The sequence below is a fragment of the Ruegeria sp. E1 genome (assembly GCF_056534225.1).
The window spans coordinates 218,711-233,601 of sequence record NZ_JBQFPE010000006.1 but is presented as its reverse complement, the minus strand read 5'-3'; the positions used below and the strand labels follow the sequence as shown (position 1 = coordinate 233,601).

Here is a 14,891-nt window from a genome sequence, read left to right as displayed (position 1 = left end):
TATAGGACGCCCGCCCTCAATGGTCCAGAGGTTCCGGCCCCTGCGGCGAATGGCGCAGCTTGGCCCAGCGGTTCAGCCACGCAAGCCCCGCCAACGCCAGGCCAAGCGCCAGCAGCGAGAAGACCCGGATCAATCCGCCAAGACCGGCAATATCGATCAGGAAAACCTTGGCCACGGCCAACCCGATCACCACCAAACCCGCCTTGCGCATCACGTCCGACTGGCGAGCCAGTGACTGGTAGAACAGCGCCCCTCCGATCAACAACAGGGTCAGGGTGTAGGTGTAAAGCTCGGGCTGAGACACCCCGTTCGCTTCATACATGCCATCCGCACCCTGCCAGAAATGGCGGATGGCAAGACCCAACCAAACGGCACACAAAAGCCCGGCAAGACCATAGCTAAGTTGCCTCAGCCGTACGGGCATCGAACGAATACGCCATGCCGAGAACCCCATGGCAAGCGCGGGCAGCAGATAGGCCACCGCAAGGGTATTGACGACAGGTGGACCCAGAACCGGGTCGGCATATGAGGTCAGCAGCGGGTTGGCTTCGGACAGGGCCTGCCCCAGCCGAAACACCGCGTGACCGGCAAAGAACGCCGCAAACAGATAGCGCAGATAAGTCAGCTTGCCGCCGAGCTCGAACCGTTGCACCTGTGCATAGGCCAGCAGCAACCAGATCACCGCAAGCAGTCCCAGACCCCAGTGGCTGTCCTGCGCCCCGCCTTCGCCGAACCCATCCAGCCAGCGCAGCAGCAACAGCGACAACAAGATACCACCTGTCGCCCACGCAGCGCTTTCCAGCAACAGGGTTGCGACAGGGCGATCGAGGGGTCGCAACACGTACCATCCAAGGATGAAGCCCGCCGTTGCACCGCCATAGACCAGCGCCATTTCGGTCAATGGCGCTGCCTCGGCCCATTCCAATCCGGGGTCCAGAACCAAACGCACTGTAACGGTGAACACCCCAGCCCAGATGAACCAACTCATCGGCGGCAAGGTGAACTGACGGTCCAGCACCGCCGCAACAACGATCATGACAACCAGCGCAATGGTCAGGGCCGCCGAGCTCAGAACGATCACACAGGCGAATGTCAGGCAGGACAGCGCCGACAGAGTGGCAAGCGCCGCGCGCATCCTGTCCGGCCCGTCCACGCGGGCAAAACGCTCGGCCAGAACCACCATCAGGACGGCAAGCGCAACCGCGTGCAAAGCCCAAGGGTAAGCTCCGATCACCTCAGCCGGATGCCAACCAATCTCGACGGCAATCGCCACAAACGGCGCCAAAACAACCGCCGCACCGGACCAAATCTTGGCATATCGTCCCGATGCAAAGGACCGGATCGCAGTGCAAATGGACACAAGCACACCAAGCGCTACAAGAACGGTTGCAGCCCAAGGAAAATCAGCCTCAAGCGTTTCGGCATAGGTCGCCGCAAAGTCCCGTAAGACCGCTCCACCGCCCAAACCATGCGCCAGCACAAACCAGATCAACCCAAATGCAGGCAGCGCTGCGGCATCCTGCAACGCAGGTGCCCCCCGAGCCCAGAGGACAAGCGCCAAAGTCAGTGCCGCAAGCAGTGCCACAGCCAACCAAAACTCGGCCGAGGATTCGGCCCAATGCAGCGCCAAAATTCCAGACGTTGCAGTGACCGCGCCAAAGGCCAGGCAAGTTGGGAACCGAGGCCATGCGTCTGCTTTTTTGCGCATGACCATTTCCAGAACCATCGGCCCTTCGTGGTTCGGCCAAAGGCGGCGCACGGGTATGGCGATGGCAATCAAGGCAATTGCGGTGACAAAAGTCAGATAGACCGGTTCAGTCGATGGGGCTGACAGCACCAACAGCAGCGCCGCCCCATAGGCCCCAAGCAGCGTCAAAACCGAAATCCAGCCCCAACGCCGGACCGTGTCGATCCCCAACCCCAGAATGGCAGTGACAAAGAAGTAGCCGTAGAGCCAGCTTGGATCCTCGGACGAACCGCCGACGACAAACGGCGCAGCGTAAGCCCCGATCAGGCCAACAGCGGCCAGCAAGGGCCCATGAAACCATCCAAGGACCAAACCGATCAGAGCGATCAGGATCATTGCGACCAGACCAAACTCGGCCCCGATCAAATCGTACAATTGTCGCGCGGCCAACACGCCGCCGAACAACGTGACCAGACCCGCTCCGGAAAAAACGGATGGGATATAGGCCGAGGCCGACGCCTCATCGTCACCAAAGCGACGTCGCACAATCTCTCCGACTACGATCAGAGCAACGCCGAAGCACAGAGCCGCGATCACACGCGCCGCTGGTGGTAGCAGGCCATTTTCAACGCCGTACTGAACCAGAAAGATACCGGCCAGCGCCAGCGACAAAGCAGAAACCGCATAGAACCAGTTTTCCCGCATACATGCACTAAATCTGACAAACAGATCATTTCGGCGCGCTTGCTCTGTCGGCATTTTCGCGGGCCGGTCCAATTTATTGGGTTCAATCTGCGCAGGTTTCTCACTGGGTTTCGATCGCGACCAAGGTGCCGGTTTTGATGGCTCTGGCCGTATCTTGGCCTCTGGCTCGCTCGGCGCAGCGTCCCCTTTCAGCAGCGTCATTTGACGCTCAAGCTCTTCAAGGCGGCGGCGCATTCGCGACTGGCTGACCAGCAGGACGACGATCGAAACCGGTATCGCCAGCACGATAAGACCAATAAGCGCAATCAGGGATTCCAAGCGTGACCTCCGAAAATTGCCTCAACGCTAACGTTGCGCGCTTTTGGCGAACAGTCCGGAATTTCGGACGTTTTCAAACTGTTGCACCAGCGGGTGTATCACCAAAGCGGTATGTCTGGACGCGCCAGCATGAGCCATAGGATTATCAAAACGGCACCAAAGGCAGGCACACCACAAGAAAACCACATCCGGAATAGACGATCATAGGCCGTCGGCAGTTCAACACCCATACGGCTGGCCTCGACCGCATGATCGCGCAGTTTGATCTGAATCCAGACCACCGGCAGCCAGAACAGCCCCGTCAGTACGTACAACGCCAGCGACAGCGCGATCCAGCCCTCGCTAAGTGACCAACCCAGATGCCAGGCCAGCAATGCTCCGGTCACGGGTTGAGCAATGACAGCAGTGGTCGTGAATAGCAGATCGGCCAGAACCACGATCCCTGCCGTATGCGCGATCAGATGTGCGTCGCGGCTGCGATGAGCCATCAGCATGAAAAAGGCGATGCCCGCTCCGGTGCCCAGCAGAACGCAGGCCCCGATGACGTGCAACCAACGCAAGATCAGTTCCGGGTCCATCATCGGCTCTCTAACATGACGCGCGCCAGTAAAGACAGTATCAGCGCCGGGATCACCTTGACCAGCGGCCCCAACGGATCAATCCAGAGGGCGGGAACCACAAACGATGCAGTCAGCAGATAGAACAGCGCCACACCGGCCTGAGCCGGACAGACCCGTGCAGCCCAGGGCCGCCAAAGTAGCGCAAGCCCCAGACCGACATCGACGAGGGACCAAATGACAACGCTGGCCGCCGCAACCCAGACAGGCCAGCCAACCTGCGTCAGCACCTGCGTGGCCTCGGATAAACCGATCAAACCAAACAAACCGGACATCACCCAGAACAAACAAAGCGTCGCAAGCACGAGCGGCAGAAACAAAGCCATCCGCGCGGCAAGCCGATGCTCTCGTGTGCAGGCCAGATTTTGATAGATTTTGTCCAGCGGCACCACGGAACGCCCGCTTGCTGTGCGAAACGGCACCGGATCCCCGGTTACACCCTGCGCCATCACAGTCATCGCGGTTGTACGCAGCGGCGAGCGCCAGCCGAGCAGACCCAGCAGGTCGGCAACCGCCGCAATCCCGCGGGTCAGCAGCGGTGGAATTCGGATGTTAACACGCGCCGTTGGGAAGCCCAGCCAACGGCGCGTGGTTGACAGGACCTCGATCAGCGGTCGCGGCGTATCCTCGACCAGATCGTAACTTCCCGGTGGTAGCCGGTTATGAACGGCGTCGATAACCGCATGGCACAGATCAGGCATTCCAACCGACTGTACAGGGACGTCGGGATAAGCGACTGGCTGCACCAAAGGAACCGCTGCCAGCATCCGCAGCAGAGCGGTTCCGCCATAGTCGTTTTGCCCGATCACCAATCCCGGTCTGAGCACCCACAAGGGCGCACCGCTGTCCCGCAACGCCGCATCCCCTGCTGCCTTCGTGCGCATGAATGCTGTTGACGCGTCTGGCTGGGCCCCGATGGCCGATATCTGAACAATCGCCACACCACGCAAAGCACATGCCTTTGCCAATGCAGCAATTGCGAAATGATGGACGGCTTCAAGATCGTCCTCGCCCCCGTCCTGCAGCGCTCCGGCGCAGTTCACGACAACGTTGATGTCGGACAGTGCATCGGTCCAATCGGTCACGGCCTGCAAATCGCGCAGATCGCCCCGGATCAAGTCGATATCAGGCAGCACTTTCCGCCCGGTTTCAAGGTCTCGCACCATGCCGATGACACGGAACCCTTCGCTGCGCAAAGCGCGCGTGATCGCCGCCCCGATAAACCCGTACGCGCCCAGAACCAGCACTGTCTTATCGTTCTCTTCCGAGTACGGCATAGGTGTTCAATCCAGATATCGACGATGCAGCAAGTCAGTTTTTGAAGAACAAGCCGCTCAGCGCCCGCTTGATCATGCCACGTGTTGATGGCCTGTGCCGGTCAGAGAATGGTAACGGGCGGCAGACCTCCATCGCAGCAACGCCAACCCTTGCGCTGAGCGCGCCGTTGACCAGCCCTTCGCCAAAGCGACGCGACAGTTTGCTGAGGATCGAGCCACCCAGAACCGGTTCCAGCAGGTCGTCACCGACAGCCACCGCGCCGGTTGCGACCAGATGCACAAAGACCGCCCGGGTCAGGCGCCAGCTGCCCAGAAACCCAGCGCGGCCACCGTAGATTTCAGCAATGCGCCGGATCATGCGCAGCGAGGCTGCAAGGGCAGTCACCACATCCGCCAGCGCCAGAGGCACCAATGCAGTCACCGTCGCAACCTGCCGCGCAGCAGCTTCGACTTCGCGGCTGGCAGCAGCGTCTAAGGACGCGAGTATTTCGTCCTCGGCCAGTGCCAGCAGCGTGCTTGCATCGAATTGGTCCTCAATCCGTTCCCGCGTGCGGTCTCGTCCCCATCGCGTTTCCTCGCGCCCTTTGTAGAAGGCCAGCAAACGGTTGGTGACCGACCGGGCCTGCGCCAGATCATCCTCGGCCAATGCAGCATCCGCGGCACGGCGCAGACCATCGACGCGCGACAAGCGGGCAATCGCGGCCAGTTCCCGTAGGGCTATGATCAGTGCCACCAGAACAAACGCTGCAAACAGACCCGTAACGATCCACCCAAGGATCGGAGCGCGCGCCATCACCGATGTTGCAAAATCCCACGCCGCGACCGAGGCGACAGCGCCGATCACTGCCAGTGCCAGCCCCCAGAACCAGCGTGCCAAGGCCGAAGGTTTGCGCGATGCGAACCGCGCGGCGGCGTGCATCGCCTGCCCTTCGGGCTGAGCGATATCAGGCACCGGCGGAGCCTCGGCCACATGCGCGACGGGTTCATCCGCATCCAGATCGATCAGAACCGGGCCTTTAGCCATCCTTCGCCTCATTTCTGCGCCAGACATATCTGATGTCCGGCAGGTTTTCATCGTTCTCGGCCCCGTCGCTGCGGGCGGCTTCGGTAAATCCGTTGGCCTCGTAGAACTTGTGCGCTCGGACATTGTCCTGAAACGTGAACAGAGAAAGTTTGGAGCGGGCCGCCTTTGCATGGTCCAAAAGACGCCGCCCGATGCCCTGCCCCCGCGCCGCCTGCGTCAGGTAAAGCGCGTGGATCTCATCCCCGTTGCGCGCCATGAAGCCAACCACATCCGCATCGGACTCGGCGACTGTCACCCAGCCCTGATCGATCATGTGCCCGCAAAAGGCGATGGTTTCTGCGCGGCTGTGCAACTCGGGCATCCAGTCATGTTCGCGCGCAAACCCGTGCAGGATTTCCCCGGTAGACCCAGCATCGGTACTGCGCGCAGGGCGGAGAGTAACGATCACAGGCGATCTCCTATCAAGAACTGCGCGGCACGGTCCAGCCGGATATGCGGGGGCCCATCGCCTGGGCGCAAAGACAGATGCGACGGCGCAAAACTCATGAACCCATACTCGGCCCCCAGCCAGCTTTCTGCCCCGTCCCGCGCAGGGCCAAGCAGGTGCGATGGGTCTTCCGGCAGCTCTCCGGGGTAAAACGCCGCCTGTTTGCCACTGTCCTGCAAGGTGCCGCGCACACAAGGCAGGTCCGTGCCGTTATGGCTGCGCATCTCTTCGGTTGTTGCCCGCAGGGACGCCAGCGATAGGGCTGCCGTTTCGGCCCCTGCGAATTTGGCCCGGTCGCGGGCCTCGCGCGTCAGGGCTTCGATAATCGCGGTCAGGCGAGGGTGCTGCTGATGGTGCAGGTGATCGGCCTTGGTGGCGGCAAACAGGATGCGTTCAACGCGCTTGCCCAGCAACAACTGGCTGAGCCATGCGTTCCGACCGGGGCGAAACGCCGACAGAATATCCGCCATCGCGCGACGCATATCCTCGACCGCCTGCGGTCCTTTGTGGATCGCGCCCAACGCATCAACCAGTACGACCTGACGGTCAATGCGGGCAAAGTGATCGCGGAAAAACGGCTTAACCACCCGAGCCTTGTAGGCCTCAAACCGCCGCTCCATCTCGCGCTGAAGCGACCGCCTGCGCGAGGCCCCGGAAACTGGCAAAGGTGCAAAGGTCAGTACCGGAGACCCTTCCAAATCGCCCGGCAGCAGGAACCGGCCCGGCGTGCAATCGTAGAACCCGGCATCCCGAGCCACGTTGAGGTATGCTGTGAACCCGCGCGCCAGCGCTTGGGCCGCAGGTTCATCGTGGGCGGCGACAGGGTCAGCGCCGCGCGCTGCGGCCAGATACTCGGCAGCTTCTGCGCGGTTTTCGATCCGTGATAGGGTTTCGACAGACCAATCGGCATAGGATTTTTCCAACAGCGCCAAATCCAGTAGCCATTCGCCGGGGTAATCCACAATATCCAGATGGATTTTGCGCGGCCCCTGAAGGCCCGACAACAACCCCGCCGGTTGCACCTTGAGCGACAGGCGCAGCTCTGACACCGCGCGCGTGCTGTCCGGCCAATGGGGCGCGGCACCGGTCAGGGCGGACAGATGGGATTCGTAGTCAAAGCGCGGCACTGTGTCGTCGGGCTGCGGTTGCAGATAAGATGCGGTGATGCGCCCCTCTTGCTGCGCCACCAACCCTGTCATTCGCCCCCGGTCCAGCAGGTTCGCGACAAGTGATGTGATGAACACGGTCTTGCCTGAACGGGCCAGACCGGTCACGCCCAGACGGATGACCGGCTCAAAAAACGTCTCGGACACGCTGTCGCCGATGGATTCGACGCCGCGCACAAGACTGTCTGCCAGTGATGAGATGACCAATCTGTCGCCCCGCAATTATCGTTTTTCCCAAGATAGGTAGCGGTTTGCCGATGTGCCAGCGCTTTTACCCCCCTTGCCCGTTTGCGCGTCCCGCGATACCAGCGCGCCTATGCCCAGATACGCATTGAAAATTGAATACCAGGGGGAACCGTTTGCCGGATGGCAGCGGCAGAAAGACCTGCCATCCGTACAGGGTGCCATCGAACAGGCCCTGTCGCGCCTGCAACCGGGGGCACATACGATTGCCGCCGCCGGACGCACGGACGCAGGTGTTCATGCGCTGGGTCAGGTGGCTCATTGCGACATGGACAAGGAATGGGATCCGTTCCGCCTGTCCGAGGCGCTGAACTATCACCTCAAGCCGCAGCCGGTTGCCATTGTCGCAGCAGCGCAGGTGGGCGACGACTGGCACGCTCGGTTCTCGGCCGTTGAGAGGCAATATCTATTCCGCATCCTGATACGCCGCGCGCCAGCCACACATGACGCGGGGCAGGTCTGGCAGATCAATCACCAGCTGGATGTCGACGCGATGCAGGCCGGGGCGGATATGCTCATTGGCCGGCATGATTTTACCACGTTCCGATCCTCGATCTGTCAGGCCGCCAGCCCGGTCAAAACGCTGGATGAGTTGCGGGTTGAGCAGGTGCAGGGCTTTTCCGGCCCCGAAATACATTTTCACGTCCGCGCCCGGTCGTTCCTGCACAATCAGGTACGCAGTTTTGTAGGCACGCTGGAACGGGTTGGGGCGGGCTCATGGACCCCGCAGGATGTACGCGATGCGTTAGAGGCAGCCGACCGCGCCGCCTGCGGGCCGGTGTGCCCGCCGCAGGGCCTTTACCTTGCGCGGGTTGGTTATCCTGATCCGGTTTTCGACTAAAGCGCCCGAAGCAACAACCCGCTTGCAATCACCGCAATCACAAGCCCCGCAACCAATTCGATTGTCGGGGCAAGCACCGACGCAAACCGCGTGGCCGAGGCCGAAGCCAGCAACCCGCCACGCAATCCAAACGACGTCCACCCGACCAGAGTGGTTACGGTTGCTGTACCCAGCGCCATCGCAAAAGCCCCGGCAATGCCCACCATTGCGATACCCATCTGCCAGGTCAGGATCAGAACAAATAGCGCGCCCGTGCAGGGTCGTGCGGCAATCCCTGCGATCAGAACCAAAGCCTCGCGCAGGCTTCCGACATTGGCGACCTCTTCCGCTGACGGCCCGTGCTTGTGACCGCAATCGCTGCAAACACCGTGATCATGGTCATGGTTGTGGTCGTGATGATGGTGGTGATGCGCCGCCTCGCTGCGCTGGCGTTTTGCAAAACTGCGCATGGCGCGGAACACCAGCCACAATCCAATCGCCGCGATGGCCCCATAGCTGATCGGCGCCATGATCTGCTCGGTCGTGCCGATCAGCGACTGGCGCGACATCTGAAACACCAGAACGCCGGTATAGACCAGAACCACAGCCGTCACCGCCTGCCCTAAGCTAGACAGGACGCTGATCGCCGACAGACGCCAGAACGCAACCCGACGACCCAGCCCGTAGCCTCCGATCAGCACCTTGCCGTGACCCGGCCCGATGGCATGGAAGAACCCATAGGCAAAACATACCGTCAACAGCGTCGCGACGGCCTGAGGCTGCTCAGCCCGCGCGGCACGCAGGGATCGGGCGATCTGGTTCTGAAACGCACGTTGCTCTCCGGCAGCCCAGGCCGCAAGGCTGTCGAAACCGCCGCTGCCCCAGAACCACAGCAACAGGCCACAGGCCAGCGCGACCGGAATAATCAGGTACCGGGACATGAAACACGTATCTCGGTGGCAAAGTTCTCACCGATCAGCGGGATATCGTTTTCCTCAAGGTCGTAGTCCGCATCCAACGTCCTCAGAAACGCCTGCATCTGTGCCAGTTGTCCGTCGATATCGGGGTCAATACGCTCGACCGCGCATACTGCAGGGCCGGTTACGGTGACGGGTCGCGTCACCTCATAGGCTGTGTAATAGGTCTCATCAAAGGGTTTCGCCGACAGGGCTCGTGCGGCAACCGGCCCGCCTTCGACCGTGCGCAGATGTGTTGTTACGATGCGCCCGTCTTCGGTGGTCGCTGTCGCCTCGGCCGGTCCCGACAGCTGCACCGGCTCGCCCGCTGCCTTCACCACCAGATCGCCGTTATAGCCTTCCATCCATTGAGCGTCGAACCCGGCCAGAAACCCCTCTTCAGCTTGGGTCAGGATACCGTCGCCATCCTGATCAAGCCGCATATCTTCAAGCTGAAACAGCGAGTATAACTCGTCATAGACCCAGGTGACACGGACATGCGTAAGATTGCCCGCATCATCGACAATGAATTCGAGCCCCGTGTCGATAAAGACATGAGGATGCGCCGCCGCCTGGATGGGCAAACAGCAGGTCAGGAATGTCGCCAGCCATCTCATGGGGTGAAGATAGGTTGCCTGCCATCTGGCGGCAATGCCAATCCGGCGATCGATGCGGAATCCGGCCCATCCGCCTATCGCGGCGGAAATAGAACCAGCGTTTGCAGGGCCGTGCCGACCGGACCTTCGGTGTCATAGAGGACGGATTGCGACATGCCGATCCCGTTTGGCTGCCAGTGCGATATCGACTGCGATGCGAACCATCCCGGCACCGGCTCGCGGTGGATCTGAACAGTGAGGTCGGTGTTCATGAACCCCATCTCGGACGTTGGCGCGTTCCACGAAATACCGTTTCCGCAATCGGCCAACGGGCACAGCGCCTGTATCGGAGATTGCGTTTCACCCTCCAACAGCGCGGGCGTATGCATCCAGATCGTTTTCGGGCCTGCACCCTGATTGCCGCCCTTCGGGTATCGAACATCAGCATAATGCGCGAAACCGGGCAGATCATGGCGCATCTCACCAATTGGGAAGGGGCCATTTACGACGTCATCAAACACCACGGGCTCGGTTGACGCATCCGGCACCGGTCCCAGATTTCTGCGCACCATATGCATGGTCGTCGCCGTCGCGCATAGTGTGTCGTCCAGATCGTGCACTGTGACCCGCGTGGTTGCCAAAGTCTTGGTGTGGCGCGTGGTCTCTGCCGCGACGCGCAGTCCTGACAGCGGCAAAGGGCGCAACAGATCAACTGTCAGCCGGGTCAGCATCTTATCTGGCCCGACCTCGATTTCCGCCGCACGCACGATCAGCCCCGAGACCGGGCCCGCGTGACAGTGATCCGGCGACCACGGCCCCCGCGCCGGATCATTGCCGACAAAGGACCCATCGGCGGCGATATTAAAAAACGCCGGTTTGGCTTTGTTTGTTGCCATGAACGCCTGCTCAGACCTTTTCCTGCGTGTGCTTCTTCAATTCGGCCCGCGCCACCTGACGGCGATGCACCGCATCAGGGCCATCGGCCAGCCGCAGGGTACGCACATGGGTCCAGGCCGAGGCCAGCGGCGTGTCCTGGCTGATGCCCTGCGCGCCGAACATCTGCACCGCTTCGTCAATGACTTTCAATGCCACGCGGGGCGCAATGACCTTGACCTGGCTGATCCACGGCGCGGCAGCCCGCGCATCGCCCTGATCCATGTACCACGCCGCCTTGAGGCATAGCAGGCGGGCCATCTCGATCTCCAGCCGGCATTCGGCGATGATGTCGTAATTCGCGCCAAGCTGTGCCAGCTTTTTACCGAACGCCTCGCGTTGCAGCGATCGCTTGCACATCTGTTCCAGCGCGGCCTCGGCCTGCCCGATCGCGCGCATACAGTGGTGGATCCGCCCCGGCCCAAGGCGACCTTGCGCAATCTCGAACCCGCGCCCCTCACCCAGCAGGATGTTTTCAGCCGGAACCCGGACATCGGTGAAGCGGATATGCATATGACCATGGGGCGCGTCGTCATGGCCATAAACCTCCATCGGGCGCAAAACCTCGATCCCCGGCGTATTTGCGGGCACCACGATCATCGACTGGCGCTTGTGTTTCGGCAGCTCATCCCCACCGGTTCTGACCATGACGATATAGACCATGCAGCGCGGATCTCCCGCGCCTGATGCCCACCATTTTTCGCCATTCAGAACATAGGCGTCGCCGTCCCGCACGCAGGACATCGAAATGTTGGTGGCATCCGACGAGGCCACATCCGGTTCCGTCATCAAATAGGCCGAGCGGATTTCACCATTGAGCAGTGGTTTCAGCCACTGCTCCTTCATCGCGTCAGACCCGTAGCGCTCGAACACTTCCATATTGCCCGTATCGGGCGCGGAACAGTTGAATACCTCGGCCCCCAGCGGGGTTTTCCCCATCTCTTCGGCAAAATAGGCGTATTCCACCGTGCTCAGGCCAAAACCCTTGTCGCTGTCGGTCAGCCAGAAATTCCACAGGCCCGCAGCCTTGGCCTTGTCTTTCAAACCCTCAAGGATTTCTGTCTGCCGTTCCGTGTATTGCCAGCGGTCGCCCTTGCCGATCTCGGCCTGATATTCCTGCTCTAAGGGCATGATCTCATCGCGGATCATGCCTGCCACGCGTGACAACAGTTGGCGATTTTCTTCCCGCAACCCGAATGACATGATCATCAGAAATCTCTCCTTTTCGCCGCAAACGCGGCTTTACCTTGGGTCCGAGAATGACTTAGCTGCAGTCGGCATGTCCAGCCATGTGACGGGACGTAAAATGTGATTTGAATTTGGGGGGATGCAAATGGCGTTGTTGATCGAAACCGGCCTGACCAATTGGATGAGCGATGATGAGATCGCCCGCGAAATCCGGAAACTTGCACCCGGAGCGGATGTCAGAACCGGCGATACGGTCGGGGATGCGTCAGAGATCACCATGCTGGCTGTGGCTGGCCTGCGGGACGATCAACCGGGCCGCCTGCCCAATCTGCAACTGGTTCAAAAACTGGGGGCCGGGGTTGAAACCATCGTAGCCAACCCCAACCTGCCGGATCATATACGTGTCGCGCGACTGAAGCCTGACGCGCCAGCGCAAGAGATCGCCGAGTGGTTCCTGGCCTACATCCTGCGAAAACAGCGACACATGGCGGTTTACCAAGCCGCTCAGAGCCGCGCTGAATGGTCCCCGCAAGAGCCTCTTTTCAGCCCCGACACCAAGGTCGGTGTACTTGGTCTTGGCCATATCGGAGCCCGCACCGCGCATATGCTGCGGGCGGTCGGATTTCAGGTCATGGGTTGGAGCCGCTCGCCCAAAGATCTTGATGGCGTCACCTGTCTGCACGGCAACGCTGCCCTGCCCGCGCTATTGGCAGAATGCGATCATGTCTGCGCGATCCTGCCCTCGACCCCTGAAACCGTCGGGCTATTCGGAGAACGGATGCTGGCAGCGATGAAACCCGGCAGCCAATTGCTGAACGCAGGGCGTGGCACACTGATTGACGAGGACGCGCTGATCGCTGCGCTGGATCATGGCACACCGGGCCATGCGGTTCTGGACGTCACGCGCGTTGAACCCTTGCCGGCTGAAAGTCCACTATGGGCACATCCGGGCGTCACCATTACGCCGCATGTTTCCGGCTGGCATCTGGGCGACGCGCTGGCCGATGTGGCTGAGAACTTTCAGCGGCTAAGTTCTGGCAAGCCTTTGCTGCACGAAGTCGATCGCCTGCGCGGGTACTAGCCGCGCATGATCAGGTCAGGGCGCCAACAGCCAGTTGCCGTCGGCGTCCCGGCATCTGCGCGTTGTGGCACGTCGTGTCTGATCAGCCCCGGCGGGCCGGACGAAGTGCTGAAGATCAACGCAATTGTCCTGAACCCCAACAACCCGGATTGTGCCCTTTGAACCGGAATCGGCATTGACCCATTCACGTTCCTGCCCGGTGCCGGGTGTGCCGCTGGCCAGCATTGCATCAGCGGTCGCGCTTAGCACTTCGAAATCAGCCGGGGTCAATCCAAGTTCCGATATGATCCGAGACAGGGGCTTTGCCTGAACAGCGCAACTCAGGCTCAGCGCGACTGCAGTTGCCAATACGGGGGGAATCCAAGCCTTCATTGTGGCCTCGCAATACTGAAATAGATTTGCATTCAACACTATACCCCGCGCGCGCCGGGGCCAAGCCCTGCCGCGCCATCTTCAAAATTTCCCGAATGTTCCTATTGCAACACCGCTGCTAGGACATCCCGCGCGATAAACGCATAGTGCCTTGACCACCAAATCTGAGGCTTCTGATGGCAAAACCGAACTACTTCGCGCCGACCGGCGGGCATCCCGGTCAGGAACAGCTTTTGACCGATCGCGCCATGTTTACCGACGCCTATGCGGTGATCCCGAAAGGGACGATGCGCGACATTGTCACCAGCTTTTTGCCATTTTGGGAAGACACTCGGCTTTGGGTCTTGTCCCGCCCTCTCAGCGGGTTTGCCGAGACGTTTTCGCAATACATTATGGAGGTGCAGCCCGGCGGCGGTAGCGACAAGCCTGAAACCGATCCACAGGCGCAAGCCGTGTTGTTTGTTGTCGAAGGCGCAGTGAACCTGACCTTGGCCGGAACCGAGCATGTTCTGGAAACCGGCGGCTACGCCTATATCCCGCCGGGATCAGATTGGTCCCTGCACAATCGCGGTGATGCGGTTGCGCGTTTCCACTGGGTGCGCAAGGCATATCAGGCCGTACCCGGCCTTGCCGCCCCCGATCCGATCATCACCAACGAACGCGACATTGCGCCGACCGAGATGCCGGGCACCGAAGGCCGCTGGTCCACGACGCGCTTTACCGATCCGCAGGATTTGCGCCACGACATGCATGTAAACATCGTCAATTTCGAACCCGGTGGCGTCATTCCCTTTGCCGAAACTCACGTGATGGAGCATGGGCTCTATGTCCTTGAAGGCAAAGCGGTTTACCGGCTGAACCAGGATTGGGTTGAGGTCGAAGCCGGAGACTACATGTGGCTGCGCGCTTTCTGCCCACAGGCCTGCTATGCCGGTGGACCGGGTCGATTCCGCTATCTGCTATATAAAGATGTGAACCGACACATGCCGCTGAGCCTGTCCGGACGCTGACCTGACAGGGGTTCACAGAATCGCCCGAATCTGTTGAAATACAGTCGAAATTTCAGCACTGGAGAATTTCGATGTTTTTGCGTGGAACGATTTTGGCCCTTGCGGCAGTGGTTGGCCTGACAGCTTTGGAAGCAACACCTGTTGCAGCCAAGGAAGAAACCAAATCCGTTTTCGTCATGAGCCGAACATGGGCGGTCACACAGGTTTCCGAAGAACCGGTCATCTATCGCGCCACCCGCGACAACAACAATCTGAACCCGTTTGGCCCTCCACCACGCCTGCGCACGATTCAGGCCATGGCTGCGATCCAAAAGGCAACCGGGTGCAAACCGATCTATACCAGCATGTATCAGAACATCTCGGGCCAGTTCTTTTCGCAGGTCAGCTGCGGCTGAAATTGGTACAATACTT

Annotated in this window: 15 protein-coding genes; 4 read left to right on the top strand and 11 right to left on the bottom strand. The window is 60.5% G+C overall.

Going from position 1 to position 14,891, the window contains the following annotated elements:
• Positions 1-16: 16 nt before the first annotated feature.
• The 6 genes from ACR0FG_RS09825 to ACR0FG_RS09800 all read right to left on the bottom strand — a co-directional run bounded on the left by ACR0FG_RS09825 (position 17) and on the right by ACR0FG_RS09800 (position 7,488).
• Positions 17-2,710 (bottom strand): DUF2339 domain-containing protein, encoded by a 2,694-nt coding sequence (locus tag ACR0FG_RS09825; RefSeq protein ID WP_480892503.1) that lies wholly within the window; start codon positions 2,708-2,710, stop codon positions 17-19.
• A gap of 98 nt (positions 2,711-2,808) precedes the next feature.
• On the bottom strand, positions 2,809-3,288 hold the full coding sequence (locus ACR0FG_RS09820; RefSeq protein ID WP_480892611.1) for a DUF2269 family protein: 480 nt from the start codon (positions 3,286-3,288) through the stop codon (positions 2,809-2,811).
• Positions 3,288-4,604, bottom strand: coding sequence for an SDR family oxidoreductase (locus ACR0FG_RS09815; RefSeq protein WP_480892500.1), 1,317 nt, complete (start codon positions 4,602-4,604; stop codon positions 3,288-3,290). The genes ACR0FG_RS09820 and ACR0FG_RS09815 overlap by 1 nt, the downstream gene beginning before the upstream one ends.
• Before the next feature lie 34 nt (positions 4,605-4,638).
• Positions 4,639-5,628 (bottom strand): YcjF family protein, encoded by a 990-nt coding sequence (locus ACR0FG_RS09810; protein WP_480892499.1) that lies wholly within the window; start codon positions 5,626-5,628, stop codon positions 4,639-4,641.
• Positions 5,621-6,076, bottom strand: coding sequence for an N-acetyltransferase family protein (locus ACR0FG_RS09805; protein ID WP_480892496.1), 456 nt, complete (start codon positions 6,074-6,076; stop codon positions 5,621-5,623). Before ACR0FG_RS09805 ends, ACR0FG_RS09810 begins: the two co-directional genes overlap by 8 nt.
• Positions 6,073-7,488, bottom strand: coding sequence for a YcjX family GTP-binding protein (locus ACR0FG_RS09800; protein ID WP_480892493.1), 1,416 nt, complete (start codon positions 7,486-7,488; stop codon positions 6,073-6,075). Before ACR0FG_RS09800 ends, ACR0FG_RS09805 begins: the two co-directional genes overlap by 4 nt.
• Before the next feature lie 109 nt (positions 7,489-7,597).
• Between ACR0FG_RS09800 and truA the strand changes: the two genes are divergently transcribed.
• Positions 7,598-8,365 carry a tRNA pseudouridine(38-40) synthase TruA gene (gene truA, locus ACR0FG_RS09795; RefSeq protein WP_480892490.1) on the top strand — a complete coding sequence of 256 codons (768 nt, stop codon included), beginning with the start codon at positions 7,598-7,600 and terminating at the stop codon, positions 8,363-8,365.
• Here truA and ACR0FG_RS09790 read toward each other — a convergent pair.
• The 4 genes from ACR0FG_RS09790 to ACR0FG_RS09775 all read right to left on the bottom strand — a co-directional run bounded on the left by ACR0FG_RS09790 (position 8,362) and on the right by ACR0FG_RS09775 (position 12,038).
• Positions 8,362-9,285 (bottom strand): nickel/cobalt transporter, encoded by a 924-nt coding sequence (locus ACR0FG_RS09790; RefSeq protein WP_480892487.1) that lies wholly within the window; start codon positions 9,283-9,285, stop codon positions 8,362-8,364. The two genes, truA and ACR0FG_RS09790, sit on opposite strands and share 4 nt — an antisense overlap.
• Positions 9,270-9,917: a DUF1007 family protein gene (locus tag ACR0FG_RS09785; protein ID WP_480892484.1), complete on the bottom strand. Its 648-nt coding sequence runs from the start codon at positions 9,915-9,917 to the stop codon at positions 9,270-9,272. The genes ACR0FG_RS09790 and ACR0FG_RS09785 overlap by 16 nt, the downstream gene beginning before the upstream one ends.
• Positions 9,918-9,991: 74 nt before the next feature.
• A complete protein-coding gene (locus tag ACR0FG_RS09780) occupies positions 9,992-10,792 on the bottom strand; it encodes a thioesterase family protein (protein WP_170713024.1) in 801 nt (266 codons plus the stop codon).
• Positions 10,793-10,802: 10 nt separating this feature from the next.
• Positions 10,803-12,038, bottom strand: coding sequence for an acyl-CoA dehydrogenase family protein (locus ACR0FG_RS09775; protein ID WP_480892482.1), 1,236 nt, complete (start codon positions 12,036-12,038; stop codon positions 10,803-10,805).
• A gap of 124 nt (positions 12,039-12,162) precedes the next feature.
• Between ACR0FG_RS09775 and ACR0FG_RS09770 the strand changes: the two genes are divergently transcribed.
• A complete protein-coding gene (locus ACR0FG_RS09770; protein WP_480892479.1) occupies positions 12,163-13,098 on the top strand; it encodes a 2-hydroxyacid dehydrogenase in 936 nt (311 codons plus the stop codon).
• A gap of 15 nt (positions 13,099-13,113) precedes the next feature.
• On the opposite strand, the gene ACR0FG_RS09765 is transcribed toward ACR0FG_RS09770, so the two are convergent.
• Positions 13,114-13,470: a hypothetical protein gene (locus ACR0FG_RS09765; RefSeq protein WP_480892478.1), complete on the bottom strand. Its 357-nt coding sequence runs from the start codon at positions 13,468-13,470 to the stop codon at positions 13,114-13,116.
• A 176-nt stretch (positions 13,471-13,646) separates the two neighbouring features.
• Here ACR0FG_RS09765 and ACR0FG_RS09760 point away from each other — a divergent pair, with 176 nt between their 5' ends.
• Positions 13,647-14,480, top strand: coding sequence for a bifunctional allantoicase/(S)-ureidoglycine aminohydrolase (locus tag ACR0FG_RS09760; protein ID WP_480892475.1), 834 nt, complete (start codon positions 13,647-13,649; stop codon positions 14,478-14,480).
• A gap of 71 nt (positions 14,481-14,551) precedes the next feature.
• Positions 14,552-14,875 carry a hypothetical protein gene (locus ACR0FG_RS09755; protein WP_480892473.1) on the top strand — a complete coding sequence of 108 codons (324 nt, stop codon included), beginning with the start codon at positions 14,552-14,554 and terminating at the stop codon, positions 14,873-14,875.
• Positions 14,876-14,891 lie beyond the last annotated feature (16 nt).

What these genes read in the sequence shown, in the direction of transcription:
- ACR0FG_RS09815 (WP_480892500.1), bottom strand. Translation starts at nt 4,604, where the DNA reads ATGCCGTACTCGGAAGAGAACGATAAGACAGTGCTGGTTCTGGGCGCG.
- ACR0FG_RS09765 (WP_480892478.1), bottom strand. Translation starts at nt 13,470, where the DNA reads ATGAAGGCTTGGATTCCCCCCGTATTGGCAACTGCAGTCGCGCTGAGC.
- ACR0FG_RS09760 (WP_480892475.1), top strand. Translation starts at nt 13,647, where the DNA reads ATGGCAAAACCGAACTACTTCGCGCCGACCGGCGGGCATCCCGGTCAG.
- ACR0FG_RS09820 (WP_480892611.1), bottom strand. Translation starts at nt 3,288, where the DNA reads ATGGACCCGGAACTGATCTTGCGTTGGTTGCACGTCATCGGGGCCTGC.
- ACR0FG_RS09785 (WP_480892484.1), bottom strand. Translation starts at nt 9,917, where the DNA reads ATGAGATGGCTGGCGACATTCCTGACCTGCTGTTTGCCCATCCAGGCG.
- ACR0FG_RS09775 (WP_480892482.1), bottom strand. Translation starts at nt 12,038, where the DNA reads ATGATCATGTCATTCGGGTTGCGGGAAGAAAATCGCCAACTGTTGTCA.
- ACR0FG_RS09780 (WP_170713024.1), bottom strand. Translation starts at nt 10,792, where the DNA reads ATGGCAACAAACAAAGCCAAACCGGCGTTTTTTAATATCGCCGCCGAT.
- ACR0FG_RS09790 (WP_480892487.1), bottom strand. Translation starts at nt 9,285, where the DNA reads ATGTCCCGGTACCTGATTATTCCGGTCGCGCTGGCCTGTGGCCTGTTG.
- ACR0FG_RS09810 (WP_480892499.1), bottom strand. Translation starts at nt 5,628, where the DNA reads ATGGCTAAAGGCCCGGTTCTGATCGATCTGGATGCGGATGAACCCGTC.
- truA (WP_480892490.1), top strand. Translation starts at nt 7,598, where the DNA reads ATGCCCAGATACGCATTGAAAATTGAATACCAGGGGGAACCGTTTGCC.
- ACR0FG_RS09755 (WP_480892473.1), top strand. Translation starts at nt 14,552, where the DNA reads ATGTTTTTGCGTGGAACGATTTTGGCCCTTGCGGCAGTGGTTGGCCTG.
- ACR0FG_RS09770 (WP_480892479.1), top strand. Translation starts at nt 12,163, where the DNA reads ATGGCGTTGTTGATCGAAACCGGCCTGACCAATTGGATGAGCGATGAT.